Genomic DNA, 24019 nt, shown 5'->3' on the forward strand with positions numbered 1-24019 from the left:
AGCGTCTTGGATCGCTCGATCAGTGGGTCGTCAGAGGATTTCGATCACCCGCCGGGCGATCCAGCCGGCCGCCACCGCCAGGGCGCCGGGCCAGAGGCTCAAGGTGCGCTCCCGGAGCAGGCCGAGGAGCAGGGCGCCGCCGGTGGCCAGTACCGTCACCAACCAAGGATCCCAGACCGGGACCGGCGCCGGCATCGCCTCCAGCCAGCCGGTGGTCGCCGCGATGAATGCGGTGGCGCCGGTGAGTGCCGCGGATCCGAGAATGGCGGGGTTGAGCTGCGAGCTTTGCTTGCCGGTCGCCAGGAAGCTATTGCGCAGCAGGCCGTGGGCGTAACCGCGCCATAGGCTCTCCAGGGCGACGGCGGCGACCGCCAGAGCGGCAATTTCCGTGGCCTCCGGGGGGTTGGTGCCCGCCAGGGGGATGGCGCGCCAAGCGAAGCCCGCCGCCAGGAGGGCGCCGCCAAGGGTCAAGGTGATGCTGATCCCGTCGAAGGCCGGTCGCCGGAATCCGAACAGCCAGAGCCGCCGGCGGCTGGCCCATCGGCTACCGAAAGTGGCCAGCAGGCCGATGGCGACCGCCGTCGCGAACAATCCCCAGGCGCTCCTCCAGGGGCCCGGCCAGGGAATTTCGCGACCGGCGACGAAGGCGCCGACGGCGAGCGGTAGGGAGAACGCCGCCAGGGCCACGCCGCGCAGGCCGACGGAGCTTCCCCGCCGAGTGTAGATACGCTCCAACAGGGAACCGATCTGGGCCGGTGTCAGGGCGCTGCCGGAGGGCCGCGGCGAGCCCCCGATATCGTCGGAGCCACCCCAGCGTTTGGAGCGCGGCCGCCCGTCCACCGCCGGATCCTCGAGATTGAGGCTCTGGTAGGCGGCGCCCAGGTCGATACCGGCGAGGGCGGCGGTCAGGCGCAGAGTGTAGTGGCCGGGTTCCTTCTCGAGCACCACGATGCCGAGGCGGTCGCCCCAGGCCGCTCGCAGCCGCTCTTCCACTTCGTAGATGCCGGCCTCGTCCCGCACCACCACCGCCACCCGGTCGCCGCCGATGTCGAAGTGTCCGTAGTCCTTTTCGACCTCCGTCGGAACTTCGAGATCGGCCGGCGGGAGGGTTTGCCGGTCGAGGGTGTCGAGCATTCGGGTGGTGTAGTCGAGCGGATCCATCTGGGTCCACTCGCCGCTCGCCTTGAGAGATTTCTCGGCCTCCTGGAGGGCATCGAGGCGGCGCCGGGTTCGCGCCAGAAGGTCCGTCGGCAGGCCGCAATACTGGGCCAGCTTGTAGCCGTTGGCGTCGATCGCGCCCTCCAACCGCAACAGGGGCAGGAATTCGTCGAGCCGTTCCGTGTCCATTTCGAGCAACCGTCGGTGGTTGAGCAGCACCCAGATGGCGAAAACGGTATCCAGGTCCGGCTCGTTGGCGAGGATGCGCCAGCTGCCGCGGCCGAGTTCGAGACCCTGCACCACCATGATCAGCGCCTGCTCGCAAGTCGCCAGGGTGAATGCCCGCACGCAACCTTCATGGTGGTCGAGGTTGTAGAGATGCTTGGCGGTGTCCCGCAACGGTGCGAAAGCCCCGGCGCCATCGAGCAGGATGACCCGCTCGCCGAGCTTTCGTGCCTCGGCCTCGCTGAAACTGAATTCTCGATCGATCACCACCTCCAGGTTGGGCGCCTCTCGGCAGCGCAGGTGATGTTGGTCTTCGTTGCCTTCGCCCCCCGGCCGCCGCTCGTAGCGGCTGGCGCGGGTCGTCGGCGGGCGTATCGGCACGACGCCGCCAAATCGAAGCGAGGGTCTGGAGGTTGGATTCGCCATGAGGGAGTCGTCTAGAAGGTGCGGCAAGCTCGACGAAGCGGGATAGCCGAAGGGCTTCACTCGCGCTGAACACTCAATTATAGGGGGTGTCGCCCTACCGCGTCGGCTGGATCACACCGTGGCCTAGGGGCGACGAATTCATCACCACCGGCCGGACGATCCCGATACACTGCCGGCGATGAAGAACGCGCCCTTTCGCCATCGCCTCGAAATGATCGGCTACCGAGCCGTGCAGGCTTTCCTGAAGCGTCTGTCGCCGGAGGGTGTTCGGCGGTTCGGCCGCAGACTGGGAGGATGGGCCTACCGGCTCGTTCCCTCCCTTCGGCGGCGCTCTCTGGACAACCTGGCCCTGGTGATGGGCGAACGGTCGCTGGCCGAGCGCAGGCAGATCGCCCGGGGCAGCCTGCGGCATCTCGCCGCCGCTCTGTGCGAGGCCCTGGCGATCGAGCGAAGGGTGCTGCCGCAGCTCGATCGCTGGGTCGATCTGGCGGGCCTCAGCCACCTCGACGAAGCGGTGGGCGCCGACCCCTCCCGTGGGGTGTTCTTGATGACCGGTCACTTCGGTCCCTGGGAGATCGCCGCCCACGCCCTGAGCAAGAGATTCGGCGGCATCGATTTCGTGGCCCGCCCGCCGGACAACCCCTATCTGGCGGCCGAAATCCTGCGCCTCCGCGAGCGTTTCGGTAGCCGGGTGATTGCCAAGAAAGGTGCCGCCTTCGGCATCCTGCGGTCGATCCGGACGGGCCGCAACGTGGGCATTCTGATCGATCAGCGAGTCCGCCCCTCGGCCGGCATGTTGCTGCCCTTTTTCGGCCGGCCGGCTTGGACCAGCCCGATCTTGGCGCAGCTCTCGATTCGCACCGGGGCGCCGGTGGTGCCGCTGTTTTGCCAACCGCTTCCGGGCGGTCGCTACGAACTGCGCTTCGAGCCGGCGATCCATCCGCCGGCGGCCGCGGCGCGGGGCGAGGAGGCCTATGCGGCACTGACGCTGCGGTATTTGGCGGTGCTCGAGGACGAAATCCGAAAGACTCCGGAGTTGTGGCTGTGGGCCCACAGAAGGTGGAAGACTTGAGTGCGCGAGCGGATGCACCTGCATCTGCGGCGTCGTGAGAACCCCGGCACTCCTCGGCGTACTACCAGTGCCTGCGGCTGCCGAGAACCCCACTCCTTGCATCTACAGGCACCTCCACCCGCTTTCGGTGTGGTTTCACTCGCCTGATGGAACCCTCGTGGTCCTGGTGAGGTCGTAGCGATCTCTCACCCATTCCCAATCACCCACCCACGAGGTCGGGGGCGGGTCTTGATAGTGGTCGATCAGGCCCAAGGTCAGGGTGCCGTTGTCAAACTTGTAGATCGTCACGATCACCGTGCCGACGTCGTCCTCGTCCGGCTGACTGTCCTCGACGATGGTGGCGTGGAGTTGCTTCGGGGCTCGGTCGGCACGAAGGGTGAAGGTCGTTTCGTACCAGAAGTCGTCTCGCGCGAAGAAGCGGAGCGAGCTGCCGGAAACGGTCACCCAGCATTGGCCTCCGGGACCTCGACAGTTCCACTCGCCCTGCAGGCGTTGGAGGTCGGAGTCTGCCGGTGAGGGAGTGGTCTGGCAGGCGGTGAGGAGCACCGCGAGGAGCAAGGTCAAGGCGCTCCACGGGAGCGGATGGTCGGGCTTTCTGGTCATCGGTCGTCCGGCGGTTGTCGGTTCATCGTGCCCTATCGAGGATCCCGAGGCAAGCTCCCCGGTGGTGGCCCGCGGAGCACTAGAATGCCCCTATGCGAGACGTTCTCGAAGATCTCGACCGGCTGCTGGCGGTGGAGGGGCGGGTGGCGCTGGCGACGGTGATTCACGTGTGGGGCTCGGCGCCGCGACGGCCTGGCGGCAAGATGGTGGTGGCTCCCTCCGGCGCCGTCGCCGGTTCGGTCAGCGGCGGCTGCGTCGAAGGGGCGGTGGTCGAAGGGGCGATGGCGGTTCTGGAAAGCGGCGAGCCGCGGCTCCTCGAGTTCGGCGTCGCCGATGCCGAGGCCTGGGCGGTGGGTCTATCCTGCGGCGGCAGGATCGAGGTGTGGGTGGAAGCGGTGATAGCCGGGGATCCGGTGTTCGAAGCGCTGCGGGCGGACCTGTGCGGCGACCGCCTGGTGGCTTCCGGCACGGTGTTGACGGGCGCCGCCCGGGGCCGCCGGGTGTTGCTGTCGCCGGAGGGCCCGCGGCGTGGCGCCGCGCTGCCGGCGGACCTCGAGGAAGGCTGCCGCTCGGCGGCCGAAGAGGCCTTTGCTTCCTTTGGCACGGTGCGACGGGAGCTGGAAGAGCAAGGCGCGGAAGTGTTCGTCGAGGCCCATCCACCGCGGCCGGAGCTGGTGCTGGTGGGGGCGGTCCACGTCGCCGTCCACCTGGTCACCCTGGCGCGGGAACTCGGCTTTCGGACGGTGGTATTGGATCCCCGCTCGGCCTTTGCCACCGCCGAGCGCTTCGCCCACGCCGACGAGTTGATACGCGGCTGGCCGCCAGCGGCCCTGGACGCCTGCCGTCTAGACGAGGGCACCTACCTGGCGGTACTGAGTCACGACCCGAAAATCGATCTGCCGGCCCTGGAGGTCGCTCTCCGGCGGCCGCTGCGCTACATCGGCGCACTGGGATCGAAGAAAACCCACCAGAAGCGGGTTGCGGCCCTTGCCGAACGGGGCTTTTCGGAAGAACGGATCGCCCGCATCCACGCCCCCATCGGTATCGACCTCGGCGGCCGCCGGCCGGAGGAGATCGCCGTTTCCATTTTGGCGGAGCTGGTAGCGGCCCGTCACGGTCGCCGGTGAGCTGCGGCAGGCAGCCGGTGAGCGGCGTGCTGTTGGCGGCGGGCCGTTCGTTACGCTTCGGCGGGTCCGTTCCCAAACAGCTCTTCGAACTCGAAGGAGAACCGCTGGTTCGCCGAGCGGCTCGAACGGTTCTGGCGGCGGACCTGGCGGAGCTGGTGGTGGTGGTGGGTTTCCGCGCCGATGAGGTGAGGAAAGCGATTGCCGATCTGGACCTTCGGGTCGTAGAGAACCTGGCCTGGGCGGAAGGGCAGAGCACCTCCGTGCGAGCCGGGCTGGCCGCCGTGGCCGCCGGCTCACGGGCCGCTTTGTTTCTGCCGGTGGACCAACCGAGATTGACCCCGGGCCTGATCGACTCGCTGATCGAGTGTTACCGCCGGACCGGCGGGCCGGTCGTGGCGCCAGTCCATCGAGGGCGCCGCGGCGCGCCGGTGCTGTTTGACCGGTCGCTGTTTGGAGAGTTGAGGCAGATCGAAGGTGACGAGGGCGGGAGGCAGGTGCTGCGGCGAAGGCCGGAGCCGATCGTCGAGGTGGAAGTCGAGGATGTCGAGGAATTGCAGGATCTTGATCGCCGACCGGGGTGAGGGAGGCGGTGCATCTTCCATTCTCTTGTATCGGGTGTGGCCGGGTTCGGAGATTCTCGGCAGCACCTGGCTCCGAGCCCATAGGGCGAGGCGGCGCCGTAGGCGCCGTGGATGGGGTGAGCCTGAAAAGACTAGTTCTTTTCAGGCGAGGGGGCGCCTGCGCGGCCCGGCCTAGCCCCCTCGAGAAGAGCTAGCAGTGCAGCTGAAACAATGGGCGAAGCCCATATTCAGCAAACTGCTAGCAGCAGACGCAGGTGCCGGCGCAGGCGTTGCCGGAGGGATTTTCACAGGTCGGCGAATAGCCGACGGGACAGCCGGCGGGCTGGCCGGTGATCTCACAGTCCCGGTCCGTCGTACAGTTGGTTTCCGGCCAGCACATGAACTTTTCCTGCGCTTCGCCCATCACCGAGATGCCGAGCAGCTCTTCGATGGAGAGTGCCTCAACGGTGTCGTCTTGCGGTACAAGGGTTTCGGTATCGGCGGTCTCGACGACCGGCGGCGGCGCCTTGATCTCCTCGGCCATGGTGGCGGGGGCGAAGCCGACGATCAGGGCGACGAGGACGACGATCCACAGTGCTTTCTTCATGGTTGCTCCTTGTGGTTTGAGGCCACCGCTGCTGCGGCAACCGGCGACGGAGAGACGCTCTCCGTGGTGAGATGAATATAACCTCTTTTAAATATCATATAATTTATACTAACGATATTAAATTCTTAGCATTTGTCAAGCGGGGTGTTCGAAGGGCTCCATCTGCTGATTTTTTTCCTGCTCGTCTTCGCCTGCAGTGAGGACAGTGATTTATGCGGTCCTTCCAAGGTGAGGCGAAGAGCGACTAGAGTCAGGGCATGAAACAGTTTCTATACGTGCTCAAACCGACCCGTCCGGCGATGTTGAAAGAAGGCCCTACCGCAACCGAGGCAGCGAGTGGTGAACGTCACGTGGCCTACCTTCGTGACCTGGTTGACAAGGGTCAAGTCCTGTTGTTTGGGCGGACCCAAGAGAACGATGACTCGACCTTTGGCTTGGTCGTTTTCGAGGCGGATGGCGAAGCGGCAGCGCGAGCGATCATGGAGGGGGATCCCGCGGTTGCCGAGGGTCTGATGACCGCTCGCCTACAGCCCTATCGAATTGCCGGCGGCCGGCTCACTCGGTGATCTTCGAGGTATCCCAGTGATCCGCTGGTCCAGCAGTTCGAGGCCACCTGGGGCACTGTGCTACGGTTTCGGCGATGCTCGAATCGCTGCTCCGTCAGCCGGATTTCTGGCCGAACTTCTTGCGCTATGCGAGCATTCCGGTCGTCGCCGCGGTGGTCGGCTGGGGCACCAACTGGTTGGCCATCAAGCTCACCTTTCACCCGCTTGAATTCAAGGGCATTCGGCCCTTCCTCGGCTGGCAAGGCATCATCCCCTCGAAGGCCGCCAAGATGGCGGGAACCTTCGCCGAGAAGACCATGTTTCGGCTGGGCACTCTGCCGGAGTTGTTCGAGGAGATGGAGCCGGAGCGCATCTCCCACCACGTTACCCGCTCGGTGGATCCGCACTTGCCGCGCTGGACCGACGAGGTGATGTACTGGAGCGGTCAGGGCGCCCTCTGGCGGAGGGTACCGAAGCTGGTCAAGGAGCAGATCTACCTGCGGGTACGGGAAGAAATGCCCGGCCGCATCGAGGCTCTGGTGCGCGAAGTGGGCCGCAGCGTCGACGAGCTGATCGATTTCAAGGTGATGCTGGTCGGGCATCTGAGCCGCGACAAGAAGCTCCTCAATCGCTTGTTCATCGAATCCGGCCGCGCCGAGTTCAAGTTTCTGGTGCGTTCTGGCTTCTACTTCGGCTTCCTCTTCGGCCTGGTGCAACTCGCTGTGTGGCTGCTGCTGCCGGCCGCTTGGGTGCTGCCGGTTTTCGGCCTGATCGTCGGCTGGGCCACCAACTGGATCGCCCTCAATCTGATCTTCCGGCCTCTCCATCCGGTCCGCTTCGGCCCCTGGACCCTCCACGGCCTGTTCCTGCGCCGCCAGAAAGAGGTGGCGGCGATCTGGTGCCACCTGGTGACCCGGGAGATCGTGACGGTCCGGCAGATCATGCGGGCGATGGTCAAGGGCCCGCGGGCGGAACGCTCCCGGGAACTCATTCGGCGCCATATCGAGCCGGTGATGGAGTCCTCCCTGGGCAGTCTCTTGCCGGCGGCGCAGGTCACCCTGGGCTCGGACGGCTATGCGGCGATCCGCCGGGCGATCGGCGACAAGGCCGTCGAAGTGGCGGCGGAACCTTTCGATCACTGGGGCTTCATCGAAGAACGGGCGCTGGTGGTGGAGGAGATGCTCCGCCAGCGGATGGAGTCGTTACCCTCGGAGGAGTTCCAGAACCTCTTGCGGCCGTGCTTTCAGGAGGATGAGATCAAGCTCATCCTGACCGGAGCGGTGCTCGGATTCCTCGCCGGATTGGGCCAGCTCGTTTTCGTTTTCGGCGGCGGATAGACCGCTTTCCGGCCCTCTGGTAGCGTTTTCGCGGCTCGGCTCTATGTTGTCTCACCCACACGACCGGCAATCGGAAGGAGCGCTCTTGAACCATCAACCCCTGCTCGGATCTTTCTTCCGGAGCGGACGACCCGCCCGAATCGGTTCCGTAGGGCTGCTCACGTTGTTCGTTGCCGGGTTGTGGGTCGGTTGTGGATCGTCGCCGGTTGCCCACTCCACGGCGGAAGAGGAGTCGCCGAGTGCCGCCGAACGGTGGCAGCGCTTGGAAAAGCGGCTGTTGGCCGCCGACAAGGTTTCCTTCGGCTACGACATCAAGTCGACCGGCGCGCTGGCCACCGTCCTCCAAGGCACGGCGACCTGGCGCGGCGATGGCGGGGTGCTGCTCACCGGATCGGGCCTGTTTGGCGACCAGGCGGTGGAACTCGATCTGACCTCCGCCGACGGACGAATGGCCGGAGGGTCCGCCGCCGGCCGCTTCGACGAAGAGACCCCGCCGGCCCTGGCCGAGGCTCTGGCGCTGGGCCTCACCCGCATGGGTCTGCTCCACAACCTCGCCCGGCTGACCGCCGGTTGGTCACCGGATCATGCGGCGACCGGGGTGGGCGACTGGCTGCGAATGGAACAGTTGGAGCCGGTCGCTAGAGGGGGCATTCGCTTCCAATTGCTGGTCGAGGGGTCCCCGGCGGGTGTCGGCACCCTCTGGCTCGACGACCGAGGCCTGCCGTTCGAACGCCACCAAACGGTGCAATTCTCGGGCGGCGGAATGAAGGTGGTCGAGCGCTACACGGACTTTGTGATCGAGCCTTAGGGTCTTCAGGCCGGCCGCAGGCCGATCAGGACCGGCTGAAAGAACGCTCCATCGATCCGTTCCACCGCCTGGTATCCGGCGTTTTCCATCAGTTGGATCAGCCGCGGGATGGCGATGGCGTGGTACAGCGCCCGGCCGACTTCCGTTTGGCAGACGCCGTCGCCGCCGTCGGTCACCCGGTAGAGGCTGGTCTCGTAGATCGAACCATCGAATTTCCACACCTGAAACAACACCTGACGACCGCCATCGACCTCCCGCACGCCGTGGGGTTCGAAATGCACTCCCTCGGTGGGCAATTGCGAGTAGTCCCGAACGGAAATCAGGCACCCGCCGCCGGGGCGAGTGCAGCGGTAGAACTGCTGGAAGGTGCGGGAGATTTCCGTCTCGTCCAGCAGATGGGTGATGGCGTTGTCGGCGGCGAGCACCAGATCGAAGGTTCCGCGATGTACCTCCGACAGGAACCGCATGTCCGCCACGGCGAATGCGAGCTCGAGGCCGCGCTCTTCGGCTTCGCGCTGGGCGCGCTCGATGGCGCCCGGCGAAAGATCCGATGCGGTCACCCGAAAGCCCGCCCGGGCAAGGGCGAGGGACTGCGTACCGATGCCGCAGGCGGCGTCGAGGACGGTTTTCACCGGCTGTGGCCACTTGGCCTGCAGGATGCGCCGGAGCGCCGCTCCCTGGCGTTCGATGCTCGCTTCCCAGTCGGCATAGACCAAGTGGTAGTGATCCGCCAGGCGGTCGTAGAACTCGCGGGTGGACGGAGGGGTTCCCGGGCGTCGGGGGGCGGATCCGTTGGGCGGCGAAGCGAGAGTCACGATCGAAGGAGCATAGAGGGGAAATGACGACAGAGCGAGCCGGCGACTCTCCCATTGTGCCAGATCCGGACCCTGTTATGCGACTTCGGCGATTTCTTCTAAAGCATACCGATGAAACAACTTGTGTTGGGTTCTTTGGGAGGGGAGGCCAGCGGGGTGCCGTCAGCTGCCCCGGATCCCTGTGGGCAAGGCCCGGATCAACAGGATTTCGTTGCGGTCGGTGTGGCGCCGGATCTCCACCCGGTCCATCAGGTGGTGGATCAGGAACAGCCCTCGCCCGTGGTTCGGAACGCTCGCCAGGTCTTCGGGATCGAAGGCCGGGCCCGGCGGCCGGCGGCGGGCTTTCGGTGGGATGGCGTGACCCGCGTCCACGATGCGGAGCTGTAGTTCGCCGCCTGCGGTGTCAACGGTCAGCCGCACCCGATGGCCGGATTCGCCGCAGTAGCCGTGGACGATGGCGTTGGTGAGGGCCTCCACGGCGCACAGCTCGATCTCTAGGCTGCCCTCCTGATCGAAGCCCAGATCTTCGCAGATCCCCTGCAGAGCCGAGGTGATCAGTGACAGGTGGTCCAGGGAACTGTCGATGGTCAACTCCAATCGCCTGCCGTCGTCAGCGCCACCGAAGGGCGCTGACGGCTGGTTCGGATCGACCATTGCGGCATTATATTATTTATTGCATTTTATTCTCATGGTTTTGACTTCGCTGCCGGCCCCGGCGGGATCCAGAAAGAACATCTGTAGGCGGGCCTCGGAGCCCCAGGAGACGTTACGTTCGATCAGCACACCTTCGGTTCCCACATCGAAGTGGTAGTGGGAATAGATCGTCTCCGCAGAGGCGCCGTCACTCCCCACGGAGACGGAAACCTCGGTCTCCTCGACGGCGTCTTTCGGTACGGTGGGGAGCCGGAAGAGCCAGCGCGGATCGCGCTCGATCGGTCGTTTTTCCCCGGCCGGAGTGCCGGCGAAGAGCGTGATGCCGTCCTCCCCGGCGGCCAGGAGATCGGGGATGCCGTCGCCGGTCAGGTCCATGCCGTAGTGCCAGTCGAGGCTTTGGAAGGGGAGTGCCGACCGGCGCTTCTCAGGGCCGAACCGTCCGCCGCCGCGGCCTTCCCAAGTATCCACCAGCAGTTCTTTGCCGCCCAGTCCCTTGGCGTGGATGAGGAGCAGGTCCTGCCGATCATCGCCGGTCAGCTCGACCAGGTGCGCCTCCGCCCGCTGCCATCGCCGGCTCTCGGTGATCGTCTCGAATTGCGGCCCACCGCCTTCCCGGGTGCGGTCCGTGCCGAGGTGAAAGATGCGGAGTTTCTGCCGCTCGAAGATGCCCAGTTTGTCGGCCCGGAAGGTGGTGGCGATCAACGCCGGTGCGCCATCGAGCAGGGTGTAGCGGGCCGTTGCCACGGTCTCCGGGCCCCGGAAGCGGCTCCAGGCCTCCACCCGATTGCCAGCATCGCCCGCTGCCGGCAGGACCAGGCTGCGCAACCGGAGATCACCGTGGGCCTCCGGTCCGACGATCCACCGGCCGTCCGGCAAGCGTTGGACCGGAGGCGAGGAGAGGACGATCCCGGTGGCGCTGCGGCGGGCGCGGGATGGCAGGGCGCGTTCGTCGACGATGCGGCCTGCCCGCTCGATCCGAAGTCGGCCGGCAGTGGCCAGGGGCAGGTCCGGTCCGCCGCCGGCGAGCAGGCCCGCTCGCTCCATTGCGGCGAGATCGAGGCCCGGTGCCTCGACCCTTCCGTGGCGGCGAGGAAGGACGTCGCCCTCACTCCGGGCCAGATCGGCGATCGGTCCGAGGGAGGCGAGCCAGCCGTCTCCGCCCACCAGGAGTTCCACGTCGCCGTCGCCGTCGAGGTCGAAGACCGCCAAGGCATCGCTCCCTTCGGGCAAGGTGCTGGAGAGCGTCACCGGCGCGTCGGAGAGCCGAGGTGCGAAGAAGTCGATGCGGAGCGCCTCATCGCTGCCGGAGGTCAGCAGCACCCAGGCCGGCGAAGGGACGCCGGGCACCGCTGGCAGTAGCACGCGGTCGACGCTTCGCCCCGCGATGCTGGTTTCGGTCACCGTCGGTGGGTCGCCGGTCGCCATGGAAGTCACCGCCAGGGCGGCTACCAGGCCGAGGCAGCGGGAGAAAGGCGCCCGCCTCATGGTTCGACCCTCGCGCGGTAGAGATCGAGCCGTACCGGCGGGGTGACGCCGGCCTCCCGGGCTTTGAGCGGCTGGATCACGACCAAGTCCGAAGGGTCGTCGCCGTCGAGATCCATCACCTGCACGAGGCGGAGGTTCTTGGGCTCTTCGGCCAGTCGGAGGGTGACGTCCGGTTTGGCGGGATAGCGGCAGCCCTGACGGCCGAAATGGATGGTGACGTTCCGGCCGCGGCCCATCTGCACGAAATCCGCCCTGCCGTCGCCGTTGAAGTCACCGGCGAACTGCGATAGCCGGCCGAGTCGAAGATCGTCCAGGTCGAGCTTGAATTTGCCCGACAGGTCGAGGCCGTCGACCTTGCGAAAGACACCGTTGTCACCCTGGCACCAGAGATGAAAATCGAGGCCGACGCTCAAGGAGCGAGTGGTGAGGATGCGCACCATTTGAAGCATCGAGAAGTCGACGGTCAAGGTGACCAGGTCGAGGCGACCGTCGCCGTCGAGATCTCGGAAACCGCCCGGCAGCGAAATCCCTTCCTCGTCATTGCCACCTGCGCCGAAGGCATAGCCTTCGATGGTCAACTCCATATACGGTTCAGAGAGGCGGGCGAAGCCATCGCCGGAGCGGTGAAAGCGCAGCCGATAGGGCGGTTTCTTGGCCTGTTTCATCTCCTTGCGCATGCCCGCATCGTCGTCCGAGAGATCCTCCTGGGTGACCCATTCGGCCCGTCCGTCGCCGTCGAGATCTCCGAAGTAGACCGTTTCAGGACGGTCGCCGCCGCTGCTGTCGTCGCCGTCCCGCGGCGGATCTTCGAACGGCCCGAAGAGCGAACTGAACCGACCCTCTCCCGCGTTGCGGGCGACGTGCAGACGCCGCCAGCGATCCTGCCCGTCGAGGAGGGTCAAGTCCGGCGCGCCGTCGCCGTCGAGATCGCCGACCCGGGGCAGCGGATAGCGCCGAGTGAGGGCGGCGGCGGTCGTCGTCGAGTCGCCCGGCGGTAGCGGTACGCGGTGTGCTGCGGAGGCGCCCTCCGGCGGACGGAAGGAACCCTCGTCGTTCGAGAGGTGGACGGCCAGCGCTTTCGGCGCGGGCATGATCAAGTCCAGTCGGTCGTCGCCGTCCAGGTCGTGGAGCAGGTCGAGATCCGGCAAGAAGGCGTCGGTGCCGGCGAGGACCGGCGGATCGTCGACCAGCGGCTCGAAGGTGAGTCCGTCGGGGCTCAAACGCACCGCCTCGAGCCCCGCGTCGGTCAGCGCCACCAGCGGTGCGCCGGGCGGTCCGGCGGCCAGGCTGAGAACCGACGGAGGCAGCGAGAGAGGATCGGCGCCGGTGGCGTAGGAGCCGTCTTCGCGGCCGAGGAAGAACCACAGTTCCCGCCGCTCGACCAGCGCCGGCACCACCGTCATCACCTCCATCAGGCCTTCGATCTCGTCCATCTCGACGGTTTCGGAGACGCTCAGGGAGTCCCAGCGGGTGGCGGCCACCAGAATCGCCAGGTCGCGCACCCCGTCGCCGTTCAGGTCGGTGGGCACGATGGCCGCCGGCGCGCCGGGAATTTCGATCTGTCGCGGCTCCAGTCGCACCTTGGAGGCTCCGGCGGGTATGACCGCCACCAGCAGACTGATCGGCAGCGCCAGAAGGCGCCAGGGAAAACGGCGGTCGGCGGCGCGCGGGCGGTGGGTTGGCGGGGTGAGGTGGGTCACGACAATCCTACGAAGGAGCACTCTGGATCTTACCGAAAGGGCGAACTTTGAACGGAGCCTTCGAAATTCAGCTTGCGGTGGCGGATAGAATCGGTCCGTTCGCAAACGAATGCCGGCGCAACGGCCGGCGAGGATCCGATGAGGGAGATGAGATGAGTGAGTCGCCTCTGCTGATGATTCCCGGACCGGTCGAAGTGTCGCCGGCGGTGGCCGCCGCCATGGCCTCGCCACCGCCCAGCCACCTGGCGCCGGAGCTGGTCGAGGCCTTCGGCTCGGCCCTCGAGAACATGCGCCGGGTGTGGCGGGCGGCGGCGGACGACCAGCCCTTCGTGCTCGCCGGCGGTGGCACCGCGGCGATGGAGATGGCCGCCGCCAACCTGGTCTCCGAGGGAGACCGGGTGCTGGTGGTCGGCACCGGCTACTTCTCGGATCGCATGGCGATCATCCTCGGTCGCTACGGTGCCCAGGTGCTGGCCGTCGAAGCGCCGGTGGGCGATGCTCCGGACGGCGAACGGGTACGCCAAGCGCTCGGCCTCTACGGTGATGTGCGGGTGCTCTTCGCCACCCACGTCGACACCTCGACGGGGGTCCGCATCGATCCCGCGCCGCTCGCCCGGCTAGCCCGGGAGCGGGGCATCCTGTCGGTCTTCGACGGGGTCTGCGCGACCGGTGGCGAGACCTTCGAGATGGCCGAGTGGGGAGCGGACGTCTACCTTTCAGCCTCCCAGAAGGCGCTCTCCCTGCCGGCCGGCCTTGCCCTGCAGGTGGTCAGCCGGCGGGCCCTCGAAGGGCGCCGCCGCCGGGCCGGCGCTCCGCCGCTCTATTTCGACTGGGAGGTCTGGCGGTCGATCATGGAAGCCTATGAAGAGCGCCGCGGCCGCTATTTTTCCACTCCCGCCACCAACCTGGTGTTGGCCCTCGATGTCGGCCTGCGGGAAATCCTGGAAGAGGGAATCGAAGAGCGGGTGGCGAAACACCAGCGGGCGTCCGTTGCCCTGCGCGCCGGTTGGCGGGAACTGGGGCTGGCACCGGTACCGGTGCGGCCGGACCTGGCGGCCCATACTCTGAGCGCTCTCAATCTGCCGGAGGGGGTGGACAAGTCCCTGGTGGCGGCCATCGGCCGGCTCGGCGTGTCCGTCGCCGGCGGCCTCCACACGGAGATTGCCGATCGCTACTTCCGGGTGGGCCATATGGGCTACTCGGTGACCCGGCCGGACTGGCTGGCGCGGGTGGTGGAGACGGTGGGGGAGGCGCTGGTCGAAAAAGGGGTCGAGGTCGACCCCCAGGCGGCGCGCAGAGCGGTGGAAGGCCTGTTTCCTTAGTCCTCGCTCGCCCTGCCGGCCCCCACTCGCTGCACATGGGTGACGGCGACCGGCTCCAGGAGGAATTGCTTGTCCTCCGGTAGCCGGTGGATGGCCCGCACCACCTCCATCCCTTCCACCACCTGGCCGAAGGCGGCGAAGCCCTGGCCGTCCGGATTGCGCTGGCCGCCGTAATCGAGTCCCGGCTGATCGCCGATGCAGATGAAAATCTCCGAGGAGCCGGTGCCCGGTTCGGCCCGCGCCAGGGAAAGGGTGCCGTCGCGGTGCAGGATGCCCGTATCGGCGGTGGTCTCGTGGGCGATCGGCGGCAGTTCCGAAGGGTGCGGGTCGAAGCCCAGGCCGCCCTGGATCACCGCGATGCGCACCGGGTTGCCCGGCTGGTTGGACGGAGTGACTACGCGATAGAAATGGGCGTCTCGGTAGCGAGCCTCATCGACGTAGCGCAGAAAATTGCCGCCGGTGATGGGAGCACGCCGGGTGTCGACCTGCAGCACGATCGGGCCCAGCTCGGTCTCGAACAGCACCCGGGGCAGGTCCTCCTTCGCGGCCGCGTTGGCTGACTCCGGCGACGGCCCGGCGGTGGCACAGGCGAAGCCGGCGGCGAGCAGGCCGCACAGCAGCAGGGGACGCAGCGTCACGCCAAGCGGTCCGCTTTTGCGGCCCACACGAAATCGCTTTCCGTCAGCCCGTCGATCTTGTGGGTGTAGATCTTGAGCCGAACCTTGCCCCAGGTGAGGTAGATCTCCGGGTGGTGATCCTGCTCTTCGGCCATCTCGCCGACCCGATGGGTGAAGGCGAGGGCGGACACGAAATCGTCGAACTTGTAGAGCTTTTCCAGGTGGTGCTCGTCCACCAGGTTCCAGCCGCCGTCGAGGCGCTGGTGAAAGTCCTTCAGTTCGTTACCCTTCAGCGGTGGAATACCCCCTTGGCAGGGCACACAGTTCTTCGAGGCTAGATCACTCACGGAGTTTCCTTTCCCTCGGTTTGCGCGTCGTCCTTCGGGAAGCGAGTTCAGGCTACCATCCGGCGCGGTTCTACGAATCGACGAATTTGAGCTGCGAAGACTTCGGAACGTCGAGCACTTCAATCCCGCACTCCTCTTCCAGGCGGTCGAGCAGCTCGGCCGGTAATTCCTCCTCGCGGCCGCGGCGCCATCCTCGGCGTTCGCCGGCGGCTCCGAAGAGGGCGAGGCCCTCGTCCCCGGCCGGATCGTGGCGCAGGCGGTAGACGACGCCTTCGAATCTCGCCTCGTGAAGCCGCCCTGCCCACTGCTGTGGCAAGTCGTAGGGAACGATCAGGCCGATCTCTCCGGTGACGCCGAAGGCTGTCGCCCGGCGCGCCACCAAATCCGCCAGGCGGTGGACCTTGGGAACCCGTAAGCGGCGCATGCGCCGGGCCGCCAGGAAGGCCCGGCTGACGGCGCCTCCGGCGCGATTCGGGCCGATGACGTCGAGCAGCGCCGCCAGTGGCTCGCGGGCGAGATAGCAAGTGCCGTGCGGCGCTTCGAGATCAAAGCGGCCGTCGCCGCGGTGGCCGAACCACCACGGGCCGAGGCCCTCGTGGACGATGCGGTAGAGATCATCTTCCGGGGCCAGCGAGCGGGCCGGAAAGGTCGCGAGATCGGACGGGTCGGAGGGTGGCGCGGTGAGAGAGGGGAGGCGTGACCGCCTCCTCGGCCGGGGTGCCTCGGGCAACGAACTACCGGGCGTGGCGCCGGGCGGTGTCGCGGGCCAATTCTAGAGCCGTCTCGGTATTGCCGCCGCCGCTCAGCCAGTCGATCACCGAGGCGTCGCCGAGGCTGCCGTGGGCTGCAACCAGCCAGCCGGCGACGGTCCAGTCGTCGGTGTGCTCCGGATCGAACGCCTGGAGGATCGCCGGCAAACCGGGGAGCACCCGGTGGTCTTCGCCGAACTGGAAGACCGGGTAGGCCACCACCCCGTCGGCGGTCACAAGGCCGAGGAGGGTGCGCCGCTGCCGCCGGTCGGCGAGGGCCTGGCGGCTGATGCCGCCACACAGCTCGGCCATCTGTCGGGTGCTGTAAAAGGGGCCCAACAGGTCGTCCCAACGCGAGGGGGCCGGTACCGTTTGCAGCATTCGCCGGGCCAGATCCTCCGCCGATCCGATCTCCGCTAGAGAATGGCCCGGCTTGTCCCAAGCCGTCAGGCGCTCCGCGAGGCCCACCCGCAAATGGGAGGTGATGCGGTCGATGTAGTCGGTGAGAGGTGCGGGTGCGACGTTCGGATTCGTCATAGCGAACCACACAATATTGCAATTTGGGGTGGTCGTCAAGTGCGTCAAGGTAAGGTCGTCAAGGGAGTAATTTCCGGCGCGAATTTTGTTGTACCCTTACCCGGCGGGCCTGTCCGGGCCATCCCCGCCGACCCGTCCCCCTACTCATCGGACAAAAGCAGGAGACACAGCATGAAGATTCTCGATAGCTACGTGTGCGGAGACTGGCACCGGGCGGCGGATGGATTCGCCTCCCTGATCGACCCTTCGACGGAGCAGGAACTCGCCAAAGCGTCCAGCGCCGGTATCGATTTCGAGCGCGTTCTGGCTCACGCCCGGGAGCTGGGAGGCCCGGCCCTGCGGGCGATGACCTTTGCCGAGCGCGGCCAGCTCCTGAAGGCGATGGGCAAGGCCCTCAAGGAGCATCGCGACGAGCTGCTGGAACTCTCCGCCCGCTCGAACGGCAGCACCACGCCGGACGGTTCTTTCGATATCGACGGCGCCGGCGGCACCCTTTCCTACTACGCCTTCGTCGGCAAGAAACTCGGCGACCGCAAGATGCTCACGGACGGCGCCGGCGTGCAGCTCGCCAGGAGCGAAGGCTTCTGGGGTCAGCACGTGCTGGTGCCGCGGCACGGGGTGGCGGTGCACATCAATGCTTTCAACTTTCCCGCTTGGGGTTTTGCCGAGAAGGCTGCCTGCGCCCTGCTTGCCGGCATGCCGGTGATCACCAAACCGGCCACCGCCACGGCGCTGGTGGCGGCGCGCTGCGCCGAGATTGTGATCGAGGCGGGAATCCTGCCGCCGGGGGCGCTACAGCTCGTTTGCGGCCGCACCGGCAACTTGCTCGACCTGCTCGGGCCGCAGGACGTTCTCGCTTTCACCGGCTCCGCTGACACTGCCCTGAAGCTGCGTGATCGCGACAACCTGCGCCAGACCAATACCCGCATCAATGTCGAGGCGGACAGTCTCAATGCGGCGGTGCTGGCGCCGGACCTCGAAGCCGAGACCTTCGACCTGTTCGTGCGCGACGTCGCCCGGGAGATGACCCAGAAGAGCGGCCAGAAGTGCACCGCCGTGCGCCGCATTCTGGTGCCGACGGAACACCTCGACACGGTGCGGGAACGCCTGGTCGAACGCCTCGATCGGGTGGTCACGGGCGATCCTGCCGCCGAGGGGGTGAAGATGGGACCGCTGGCTACCGCCAGCCAGCTCGCTGATGCCGAACGCGGTGTGGCGGAGCTGCGGGCCGCCGGGGCGGAAATCGTCTACGGTACCGGCAAGCGTGTGGACGGCGCCGGCGCCGATGCCGGCAAGGGCTACTTCTTTGGTCCGACCCTGCTGCTGGCCGATCCGTCGGCCGCCGAGGCGGTCCATCGGCGCGAGGTCTTCGCTCCGGTGGCGACGCTTCTGCCCTACGACGGTTCCGCCGCCGAAGCGGCGCGGCTGGTGGCCCTGGGTGGCGGCACCCTGGTGACCTCCGCCTACGGTGATGACGAGGCATGGCTGGGGGCTTTTGTGGCCGGCGCCGCCTGCACCACCGGCCGCCTCTACCTCGGCTCGCAGGGCTCCGCGGGTGATGCCATGGGTTCTGGAGTCGCTTTGCCGCAGTGTCTGCACGGCGGTCCCGGCCGGGCCGGAGGCGGCGAGGAACTGGGCGGTGAGGTGGGCCTGGGGATCTACCTCCAGCGGGTGGCCCTGCAGGGTAGCCGAGGCCAGGTCGAGGCATTGGCGGGAGTGGGCGACTGATCGGCCACCATCCGTACTTTCATCCCGGCCACCTCCCGGGATGCCGGTAAGTGCGATATGTTCTTCAAGCTCATGCCGACAAGATCGACAGGGCGCCCTTCGTGGCCGCGGCCCTCGCGGCCCTTCGAGATGGAACGGCGCCCGAGTTTTCATCCCAATCTGAGGGACGTTTCTCGGACGGCTCCGCCGTGGCCGTGAAGCTCACTCTTGTGATCGCGTTTTGAGGAGGAGTCATGCTTAGCCGATATCCGCAGGAGGCGGCTTTGAGGGACGGTCGCCGGGTGTTGATCCGCCCGTTCACGGAGAACGACACGGACGCCCTCTACGAGTTCTTCCGTTCGCTACCGGAAGAGACCCGGCGCTTCGCCTGGGACCGCATCGACGACCGTTCCCTGGTCGAGGCGTGGGGCCGCAACCTGGATTACGGCAAGGCCTTTCCGCTATTGGCGTTCGATGGTGGCAGAGTGGTGGCCGACGCCACCCTGCACCGCCGGGCCGGTGGACCGCTCCGCCTGGTGGGGCGGATCAAGTGGCTGATCGATCCGGGCTATCGTGCCGAGGGGCTCGGCTCGCTGCTGGTCAACCATTTCATCGACATTGCCCGCGCCAACGGCCTGCGCCACTTGACCTGCATGCTCATTTCGGGTCTGGAGGCCGACGCCGTGGCGGTGCTCGAAGGCTTAGGGTTCGAAGCCACCCAGTTCCCGGGCTACGGTACCGACCCGGACGGCGACGCCCACGACATGACGAAGATGGTGCTCGCGCTCTAGGGAGCGCTCGCTTTCATTTCCAGGGGGGCTTTTCAAGCCCCCCTCGGTGCGAAAAAGTGCGATTTTTCGCACCTCACCCTCGAGCCGGGCCTGTGGCCCGGCTCGCCCTTCGGGCTCGCTTCCTGTCCGGATCACTTCTACCGTTATTTCCGGTGGTGGAGCCGAATCCTAGCCGAGCGCTGGATCAAGAAAGGCCACCCGATCGGGTGGCCTTTTTGCGTTCCTCGCCAAAGCGAAGACCGAGGTGGCGGCACTCGGCCGCCGTGGTTCTTAGGCTTCGGCCTTGGTCACGTTCTCCGCGGCCGGGCCCTTCTGGCCCTGCACCATGTCGAACTCGACCCGCTCACCTTCCTGCAGAGACCGGAAACCGGCCGCGTTGATGGAGGAGTGATGCACGAAGCAATCGCGATCCCCATCGTCAGGCGTGATGAACCCAAAACCCTTGGTGTCGTTGAACCACTTGACTACGCCGGTAGTACGCATTGCGAACTCCTGTCGGCTTGTTGATTTGATATCTCGGAGTCCGGGGGTTACTGCACCTACCGACTCCTGCTACAGCGATTGACTCTCTATGGATGGTTCAGGCTTGAAGGTACGGGAATGTCGTGCGGTGTTGATAGCGATGCGCGCTATTGGGACTGCGTGACTCCTGAGAACTCTCTCTCGAAGGTGTTCTTTCTCGATATCGTTCTTTTCAGAGCCCTGCCCATTCTCGGGAGAGCCAAAGAAAATGGTAGCAGGGCGTCTCTCTCAGTGTCAATTTCTTGCGACCCAGGGCCGCCCCCGGAGCCGCTTCCGGTGTAGTCTCGGCGTGCCTGACTCGCCATGACTGCAACCGCTCTCTTTCTGGTCGTCGCCAGCAGCCTCGCCTGGGTGGCCTTCGATGTCACCCGCAAGGTGCTGGTCGAAACGGTGCGCCCGACGGCGCTCATCTTCCTCTTGACTTTGGGGCAGGTTCCGCTGTTCGGGCTGTGGGCCTGGGTCGAGGGCGGGGGTTTTCCCGCCACCGGCTACTGGCCTCCCGCCGTTGCCTCCATCGTGCTCTCGGTGGTCGCCAATGTCGCCTTCATCCACGCCTTCAAGCTGGCTCCACTGAGCGTCATCGTGCCGCTTCTGTCGCTCACCCCGGTGTTCACCCTACTGTCGGCCATACCGATTCTCGGCGAGCTACCGAAGCCGCTCCAGATCGTCGGTCTGGTGCTGGTGGTGATCGGCGCCTGGCAGCTCCAGCGGGAAGCCACCCGCGGCGCCGAGCGCGCCGTGGCGAGGCATTCGGCCGAGGATCGCGACGCGGAACTTCGCCGCCGTCGCCTGGGCTTCTGGTTGATGGTGACCGTGGCCGTGACCTGGTCGATCACGCCGGCCCTCGACAAGGTCGCCCTGCGCCACGCCTCGGCGCCGATGCACGGCTTCTTGCTGTGCACCGGCGTGGCGCTGGGAATTCTGGCTCTGCTGGTCGGGCGCGGTCAGCTCAGGGAACTTGGGGAAGTGCGTCACAAACCCTGGATCTTCGCCGCCTCGCTGCTGGCGAGCGTGGCCGCCCTCGGCCTCCAGCTCCTCGCCATCCGGCTGGTGCTGGTCAGCGTGGTGGAGACCCTGAAGCGGGGCATCGGCAACATCTGCTCCCTTCTCATCGGTGCCGCCTGGTTCGGCGAGACCCTCGATCTGCGCAAGAGCCTCGCCGTGGCGGTGATCACCGCAGGGGTGGCGCTGATCGTGCTCTAGCAGGTTGCTGAAAAAGGCCTTCAGCCTATTCTTTCAGCTGCCCTGCTAGCTTTTCTCTTAAGGGGGCTGGGCGCCCCCTCACCCGAAAACACCAGTGTTTTCGGGCTCACCCCGTCCACGGCGCCTCCGGCGGGGGCGCCGAGTCGCCGCCGAGCCCTGTGGGCTCGGTGGCAGGGTGCTGAAGAGTTCTTCAGCACCCTGCTAGCGAACCTGGGAGACGGGCTCGGCCGGTTTCGCTTGGCTGAGAGATCGGAATACCGAATGGGCGATGTCGCGAGCTCGGATCGGCAGCAGGGAAAGCACCGTTTCGCCGATGCCGTGGGTGTCCTCGGCGTAGCCCTGGAGGTAGACCCCTGGCTTGAAGTCGTCCCGGCTGGCGATGGAGTAGTCGCGATTCATGCGGTAGGCGCCCTGGTCCTCGGTCTCGAGATAGGGTGCCAGGGAATTGAGCAGCGGATGACGGGTGCCCCAGCGGAAGCCGGTGGCGAGCACTACTCCGTCGAAAGTACGTTCTTCGAGGTTGCCTTCGAGCAGGTGTTCTAGTCCCAGGGACACGGTACCGGGCTCTTCCTGCAGGCGGACGAGGCGACGGTAGGGAAGCACTCGCGCCCGTTCCTTGCCGACGACCTTCTCGTCGTAAAGCAGGCGATAAATGCGCTTGATCAGCGGCTGATCGACCACCGCGTAGTTGACGTCACGGTAGCTGTCGATCACCGCGCGGCGCCGGTTCGGAGGCAGGTTGTAGACGAAGTCGACCATCGACGGGAAGAAAATCTCGTTGGTGAAGTCACTGTCATCCACCGGCTTGTAGCCGTAGCCACGGATGATCGCCGTGACTTCAGCGTTGGGATAACGGGTGATCAGGTAGAGGAACAGCTCCGCCCCGCTTTGGCCGGCGCCGACCACGGCGAAGCGATGCGGTGCCTCACGATCCGGAAAGCGCTCTTTCAAGGCGGGCAAGAAGTTCTTCGAGTGAAAGGCCCGACCATCCGGCTGTAGCTCGATGCCGTCGGGCGTCCAGGGGCGGCCGCCGGTGGCAACGACCACATTGCGGGTCCATTGCTCCTCGGTGGCGCCGGTGGCGACGTCCTGGGAGACCACCCGCAGATGCTCGACAGACTCGCCAGGGGGCGCCGCGACGGGCTCGACGGCGGTCACCCTCCGACCCCAACGGACGTCTCGCCCGAGCTGCTCCGCTACCCAATTCAAATAGTCGTTGAACTCGGCCCGGGACGGGAAAAGATCCTTGAGATTCAGAAACTCGAACAGTCGCCCCTGCTCCTCCAGATAGCTCAAGAAGGTGAACCGGCTGCGCGGATTGCGCACCGTCACCAGGTCCTTGAGCACGCTGATCTGAATCAGCGAGCCCTCGAGCAGCATGCCCGGATGCCAGCAGGGGTCGAGCCTCGCTTCGAGGAAGCACCGATGGAGGGACGGGCCGCCGGGAGCCTCCTCTTCTTCTTGCAGAAGGGCACCGAGGGCCATATTCGCCGGCCCGAAGCCGATGCCCACCAGGTCGTGAATCGTGGGGTCGGATGAGGTCATAGGTCTCCCGGTCAACGGCAAAGGGAAGGGAGCTGACGGGCCTCAAAGCCGTCAGCGCAAGCTACCAACCACTGACAGTCTGGGCGAAAGCGCCGCAGGCTCGGTCAGGCGGTGGTGACTGCCGTCAGAGATCCGTGTTTCTTGTAGTCCTTGCCGCGCTGTAGGAACGCCGTGTCGACGTGCACTGGCTTGAACCAGCGTTGGGTGAAGGCCACCACATCGCTGATGTCGAAGGGCTTGCAGGAGTACACATCCACACTGATGAAGCGGTTGTGAGCGGAGGTGTGAATCTGAATACCGCTCTCGATGATCGGCACCCAGCCGCTGTAGCCCGGGCGTCCCGGGAAGGCCGATTCACAAGTTTTGAAGATGTAGGGCTGGGTTTGCTTGGTCATATGTAGGTGGTCGCAGATCCGGTCGAGGAACTCGTAGCCGTTGTCCAAGTCGCAGCAGGCATCGAAATCACAGCCGAAACAGTCGATGATGAGCTGAAATCCCCAACAGGAGGGGTCCATTCGTTCGTCCTGCATCGTGTCTCTCCTCCGGGTCGTTCCATCCTCGGCCAAGCCGGTGAAGCGTCTTGCAAATCACCGATTCGGCTGAGAACGTCGTTCAATTCGTTGGCATCCTCTTCGCCGAGGACCCTGCTCGACTCGCAACGGAGGCTCCTGTGAACGAGCGAGTAGGGATGCACTGATTCGCCTATGCTAATCTTTCTGTTCTTATATTGCAATCGTTCTATGCAAGAGAATGAGTTGCGTATCGGTACAGAGGCGTATGAAGAGGGCCGGCGAGTGCCCCTCGACGGGTACTTCGATCCGGCAAAGGTCTTTCTTACAGGGAGTTACGGGGCAGCGGATCCAGCTCTGAGGCGCTCAGCACCTCGCGCCACGGAAAAAGCCACCCGGGATCGATTTTTCGGCGAACCGAGCGGCTGCGATCATCCGAGGCGGGTACCCATTCGACATCGATGTCCGAGTGGCGGGCCAGATATCGCAGCGCCGGTAGGGCCTTGCGGAGCGTCGCGAGGAGGTCGAGAAGGCTCTCGACCTGTTCCGCCGGGAAGTCCTCCGTCGGTTCCTGCTGACCGCTGTCGAACCAGTGGGGGAAGCGGCCCCGATTCACCAGCTCAATGCCAACGGAACGACCGTTGAAGCTCTTAGCGTGGTGCGCCACCCGCTCCGGCGGCACCCAGCCCTCTACCGTACCGTCGCGATCCACATAGTAGTGGCCGGACACCCCGGTTCCGCTGCCCTCGTACACGATGCGCTCACCGTAGCGCCGAGCATCGGCCAGCGTCGGCAACTCCGTAGAGTGCAGTACCGCCAAATCCACCGCCGAAAGCGGTCTTTCTTCCAGGCGATCGACATAGGCAAGAGGACGGGCGGTGAGATCCATGTGGGCCGATTGTACGAGAGGGGATGGGGAGTCCGTTGGGATGTGTCGGCCTCGGCATGAGTTTGACCTCCAGACCCGTCGCGAAAAGGAGAAAGGTAGATCACTGGGACCGAGCCCGTAAGGGCGAGCGGCGGCGTAGCCGCCGAGGATGGGGTGTGC

General features: G+C 66.0%; 25 protein-coding genes. 10 read left to right on the forward strand and 15 right to left on the reverse strand.

Annotation, left to right across the window (positions count from 1 at the left end; genetic code table 11):
• Positions 1 to 30: 30 nt before the first annotated feature.
• On the reverse strand, positions 31 to 1764 hold the full coding sequence (locus tag AAF481_06960; protein MEM7480897.1) for a hypothetical protein: 1734 nt from the start codon (positions 1762 to 1764) through the stop codon (positions 31 to 33).
• Positions 1765 to 1987: 223 nt separating this feature from the next.
• Here AAF481_06960 and AAF481_06965 point away from each other — a divergent pair, with 223 nt between their 5' ends.
• Positions 1988 to 2881, forward strand: coding sequence for a lysophospholipid acyltransferase family protein (locus AAF481_06965; GenBank protein ID MEM7480898.1), 894 nt, complete (start codon positions 1988 to 1990; stop codon positions 2879 to 2881).
• 135 nt (positions 2882 to 3016) lie between these two features.
• On the opposite strand, the gene AAF481_06970 is transcribed toward AAF481_06965, so the two are convergent.
• Entirely contained in the window at positions 3017 to 3484 is a 468-nt protein-coding gene (locus AAF481_06970; protein ID MEM7480899.1) for a hypothetical protein, read from the reverse strand.
• Between the two features lie 92 nt (positions 3485 to 3576).
• Between AAF481_06970 and AAF481_06975 the strand changes: the two genes are divergently transcribed.
• Together AAF481_06975 and AAF481_06980 are read left to right on the forward strand one after the other, a co-directional pair.
• The gene (locus AAF481_06975; protein MEM7480900.1) at positions 3577 to 4611 is read left to right on the forward strand and encodes an XdhC/CoxI family protein; all 1035 of its coding nucleotides are present in this window, start codon (positions 3577 to 3579) and stop codon (positions 4609 to 4611) included.
• 17 nt (positions 4612 to 4628) lie between these two features.
• Positions 4629 to 5192, forward strand: a complete 564-nt coding sequence (locus AAF481_06980; GenBank protein ID MEM7480901.1) for a nucleotidyltransferase family protein — start codon at positions 4629 to 4631, stop codon at positions 5190 to 5192.
• 238 nt (positions 5193 to 5430) lie between these two features.
• Here AAF481_06980 and AAF481_06985 read toward each other — a convergent pair whose 3' ends face one another.
• Positions 5431 to 5778: a hypothetical protein gene (locus AAF481_06985; GenBank protein ID MEM7480902.1), complete on the reverse strand. Its 348-nt coding sequence runs from the start codon at positions 5776 to 5778 to the stop codon at positions 5431 to 5433.
• 257 nt (positions 5779 to 6035) lie between these two features.
• On the opposite strand from AAF481_06985, the gene AAF481_06990 reads away from it, so the two are divergent.
• From AAF481_06990 to AAF481_07000, 3 genes are all read left to right on the forward strand, one after another.
• The gene (locus AAF481_06990; GenBank protein ID MEM7480903.1) at positions 6036 to 6344 is read left to right on the forward strand and encodes a YciI family protein; all 309 of its coding nucleotides are present in this window, start codon (positions 6036 to 6038) and stop codon (positions 6342 to 6344) included.
• Positions 6345 to 6418: 74 nt separating this feature from the next.
• Positions 6419 to 7660 carry a hypothetical protein gene (locus AAF481_06995; protein MEM7480904.1) on the forward strand — a complete coding sequence of 414 codons (1242 nt, stop codon included), beginning with the start codon at positions 6419 to 6421 and terminating at the stop codon, positions 7658 to 7660.
• A gap of 85 nt (positions 7661 to 7745) precedes the next feature.
• On the forward strand, positions 7746 to 8468 hold the full coding sequence (locus tag AAF481_07000; protein MEM7480905.1) for a hypothetical protein: 723 nt from the start codon (positions 7746 to 7748) through the stop codon (positions 8466 to 8468).
• 5 nt (positions 8469 to 8473) lie between these two features.
• On the opposite strand, the gene AAF481_07005 is transcribed toward AAF481_07000, so the two are convergent.
• From AAF481_07005 to AAF481_07020, 4 genes are all read right to left on the reverse strand, one after another.
• Entirely contained in the window at positions 8474 to 9283 is an 810-nt protein-coding gene (locus AAF481_07005; GenBank protein MEM7480906.1) for a class I SAM-dependent methyltransferase, read from the reverse strand.
• A 162-nt stretch (positions 9284 to 9445) separates the two neighbouring features.
• A complete protein-coding gene (locus AAF481_07010) occupies positions 9446 to 9937 on the reverse strand; it encodes an ATP-binding protein (GenBank protein ID MEM7480907.1) in 492 nt (163 codons plus the stop codon).
• Positions 9938 to 9949: 12 nt separating this feature from the next.
• On the reverse strand, positions 9950 to 11422 hold the full coding sequence (locus AAF481_07015; GenBank protein ID MEM7480908.1) for a hypothetical protein: 1473 nt from the start codon (positions 11420 to 11422) through the stop codon (positions 9950 to 9952).
• Positions 11419 to 13122 (reverse strand): VCBS repeat-containing protein, encoded by a 1704-nt coding sequence (locus tag AAF481_07020; protein MEM7480909.1) that lies wholly within the window; start codon positions 13120 to 13122, stop codon positions 11419 to 11421. Before AAF481_07020 ends, AAF481_07015 begins: the two co-directional genes overlap by 4 nt.
• Before the next feature lie 152 nt (positions 13123 to 13274).
• Here AAF481_07020 and AAF481_07025 point away from each other — a divergent pair, with 152 nt between their 5' ends.
• Entirely contained in the window at positions 13275 to 14444 is a 1170-nt protein-coding gene (locus AAF481_07025) for an alanine--glyoxylate aminotransferase family protein (protein ID MEM7480910.1), read from the forward strand.
• Here the strand turns inward: AAF481_07025 and AAF481_07030 are convergent.
• The 4 genes from AAF481_07030 to AAF481_07045 form a co-directional block, all read right to left on the reverse strand.
• Positions 14441 to 15082, reverse strand: coding sequence for a peptidylprolyl isomerase (locus AAF481_07030; GenBank protein MEM7480911.1), 642 nt, complete (start codon positions 15080 to 15082; stop codon positions 14441 to 14443). The genes AAF481_07025 and AAF481_07030 overlap by 4 nt on opposite strands.
• Complete coding sequence (locus AAF481_07035) at positions 15079 to 15408, reverse strand: 4a-hydroxytetrahydrobiopterin dehydratase (GenBank protein MEM7480912.1); 330 nt, start codon at positions 15406 to 15408, stop codon at positions 15079 to 15081. Before AAF481_07035 ends, AAF481_07030 begins: the two co-directional genes overlap by 4 nt.
• A 70-nt stretch (positions 15409 to 15478) precedes the next feature.
• A complete protein-coding gene (locus AAF481_07040; protein MEM7480913.1) occupies positions 15479 to 16138 on the reverse strand; it encodes an RES domain-containing protein in 660 nt (219 codons plus the stop codon).
• A 4-nt stretch (positions 16139 to 16142) separates the two neighbouring features.
• Positions 16143 to 16694 carry a hypothetical protein gene (locus AAF481_07045; GenBank protein MEM7480914.1) on the reverse strand — a complete coding sequence of 184 codons (552 nt, stop codon included), beginning with the start codon at positions 16692 to 16694 and terminating at the stop codon, positions 16143 to 16145.
• A gap of 171 nt (positions 16695 to 16865) precedes the next feature.
• On the opposite strand from AAF481_07045, the gene AAF481_07050 reads away from it, so the two are divergent.
• Both AAF481_07050 and AAF481_07055 read left to right on the forward strand, forming a co-directional pair.
• On the forward strand, positions 16866 to 18422 hold the full coding sequence (locus AAF481_07050; protein MEM7480915.1) for a 3,4-dehydroadipyl-CoA semialdehyde dehydrogenase: 1557 nt from the start codon (positions 16866 to 16868) through the stop codon (positions 18420 to 18422).
• 233 nt (positions 18423 to 18655) lie between these two features.
• Positions 18656 to 19192 carry a GNAT family N-acetyltransferase gene (locus AAF481_07055; protein ID MEM7480916.1) on the forward strand — a complete coding sequence of 179 codons (537 nt, stop codon included), beginning with the start codon at positions 18656 to 18658 and terminating at the stop codon, positions 19190 to 19192.
• A 270-nt stretch (positions 19193 to 19462) separates the two neighbouring features.
• Here AAF481_07055 and AAF481_07060 read toward each other — a convergent pair whose 3' ends face one another.
• On the reverse strand, positions 19463 to 19675 hold the full coding sequence (locus AAF481_07060) for a cold-shock protein (protein MEM7480917.1): 213 nt from the start codon (positions 19673 to 19675) through the stop codon (positions 19463 to 19465).
• Between the two features lie 342 nt (positions 19676 to 20017).
• Here AAF481_07060 and AAF481_07065 point away from each other — a divergent pair, with 342 nt between their 5' ends.
• On the forward strand, positions 20018 to 20917 hold the full coding sequence (locus AAF481_07065) for a DMT family transporter (GenBank protein ID MEM7480918.1): 900 nt from the start codon (positions 20018 to 20020) through the stop codon (positions 20915 to 20917).
• 201 nt (positions 20918 to 21118) lie between these two features.
• Here the strand turns inward: AAF481_07065 and AAF481_07070 are convergent, their stop codons facing one another.
• From AAF481_07070 to AAF481_07080, 3 genes are all read right to left on the reverse strand, one after another.
• Positions 21119 to 22462, reverse strand: a complete 1344-nt coding sequence (locus AAF481_07070) for a SidA/IucD/PvdA family monooxygenase (GenBank protein MEM7480919.1) — start codon at positions 22460 to 22462, stop codon at positions 21119 to 21121.
• Positions 22463 to 22566: 104 nt separating this feature from the next.
• On the reverse strand, positions 22567 to 22992 hold the full coding sequence (locus AAF481_07075; protein MEM7480920.1) for an S-adenosylmethionine decarboxylase: 426 nt from the start codon (positions 22990 to 22992) through the stop codon (positions 22567 to 22569).
• A gap of 304 nt (positions 22993 to 23296) precedes the next feature.
• Positions 23297 to 23860 carry an N-acetylmuramoyl-L-alanine amidase gene (locus AAF481_07080; GenBank protein MEM7480921.1) on the reverse strand — a complete coding sequence of 188 codons (564 nt, stop codon included), beginning with the start codon at positions 23858 to 23860 and terminating at the stop codon, positions 23297 to 23299.
• Positions 23861 to 24019 lie beyond the last annotated feature (159 nt).

This window comes from Acidobacteriota bacterium (assembly GCA_039030395.1).
GTDB lineage: Bacteria > Acidobacteriota > Thermoanaerobaculia > Multivoradales > JBCCEF01 > JBCCEF01.

What these genes read in the sequence shown, in the direction of transcription:
- AAF481_07010 (MEM7480907.1), bottom strand. Translation starts at nt 9,937, where the DNA reads ATGGTCGATCCGAACCAGCCGTCAGCGCCCTTCGGTGGCGCTGACGAC.
- AAF481_07045 (MEM7480914.1), bottom strand. Translation starts at nt 16,694, where the DNA reads ATGACGAATCCGAACGTCGCACCCGCACCTCTCACCGACTACATCGAC.
- AAF481_07080 (MEM7480921.1), bottom strand. Translation starts at nt 23,860, where the DNA reads ATGGATCTCACCGCCCGTCCTCTTGCCTATGTCGATCGCCTGGAAGAA.
- AAF481_06975 (MEM7480900.1), top strand. Translation starts at nt 3,577, where the DNA reads ATGCGAGACGTTCTCGAAGATCTCGACCGGCTGCTGGCGGTGGAGGGG.
- AAF481_07060 (MEM7480917.1), bottom strand. Translation starts at nt 19,675, where the DNA reads ATGCGTACTACCGGCGTAGTCAAGTGGTTCAACGACACCAAGGGTTTT.
- AAF481_06995 (MEM7480904.1), top strand. Translation starts at nt 6,419, where the DNA reads ATGCTCGAATCGCTGCTCCGTCAGCCGGATTTCTGGCCGAACTTCTTG.
- AAF481_07070 (MEM7480919.1), bottom strand. Translation starts at nt 22,462, where the DNA reads ATGACCTCATCCGACCCCACGATTCACGACCTGGTGGGCATCGGCTTC.
- AAF481_06965 (MEM7480898.1), top strand. Translation starts at nt 1,988, where the DNA reads ATGAAGAACGCGCCCTTTCGCCATCGCCTCGAAATGATCGGCTACCGA.
- AAF481_07015 (MEM7480908.1), bottom strand. Translation starts at nt 11,422, where the DNA reads ATGAGGCGGGCGCCTTTCTCCCGCTGCCTCGGCCTGGTAGCCGCCCTG.
- AAF481_06970 (MEM7480899.1), bottom strand. Translation starts at nt 3,484, where the DNA reads ATGACCAGAAAGCCCGACCATCCGCTCCCGTGGAGCGCCTTGACCTTG.
- AAF481_06990 (MEM7480903.1), top strand. Translation starts at nt 6,036, where the DNA reads ATGAAACAGTTTCTATACGTGCTCAAACCGACCCGTCCGGCGATGTTG.
- AAF481_07075 (MEM7480920.1), bottom strand. Translation starts at nt 22,992, where the DNA reads ATGCAGGACGAACGAATGGACCCCTCCTGTTGGGGATTTCAGCTCATC.
- AAF481_07050 (MEM7480915.1), top strand. Translation starts at nt 16,866, where the DNA reads ATGAAGATTCTCGATAGCTACGTGTGCGGAGACTGGCACCGGGCGGCG.
- AAF481_06985 (MEM7480902.1), bottom strand. Translation starts at nt 5,778, where the DNA reads ATGAAGAAAGCACTGTGGATCGTCGTCCTCGTCGCCCTGATCGTCGGC.
- AAF481_07055 (MEM7480916.1), top strand. Translation starts at nt 18,656, where the DNA reads ATGCTTAGCCGATATCCGCAGGAGGCGGCTTTGAGGGACGGTCGCCGG.
- AAF481_07065 (MEM7480918.1), top strand. Translation starts at nt 20,018, where the DNA reads ATGACTGCAACCGCTCTCTTTCTGGTCGTCGCCAGCAGCCTCGCCTGG.
- AAF481_07025 (MEM7480910.1), top strand. Translation starts at nt 13,275, where the DNA reads ATGAGTGAGTCGCCTCTGCTGATGATTCCCGGACCGGTCGAAGTGTCG.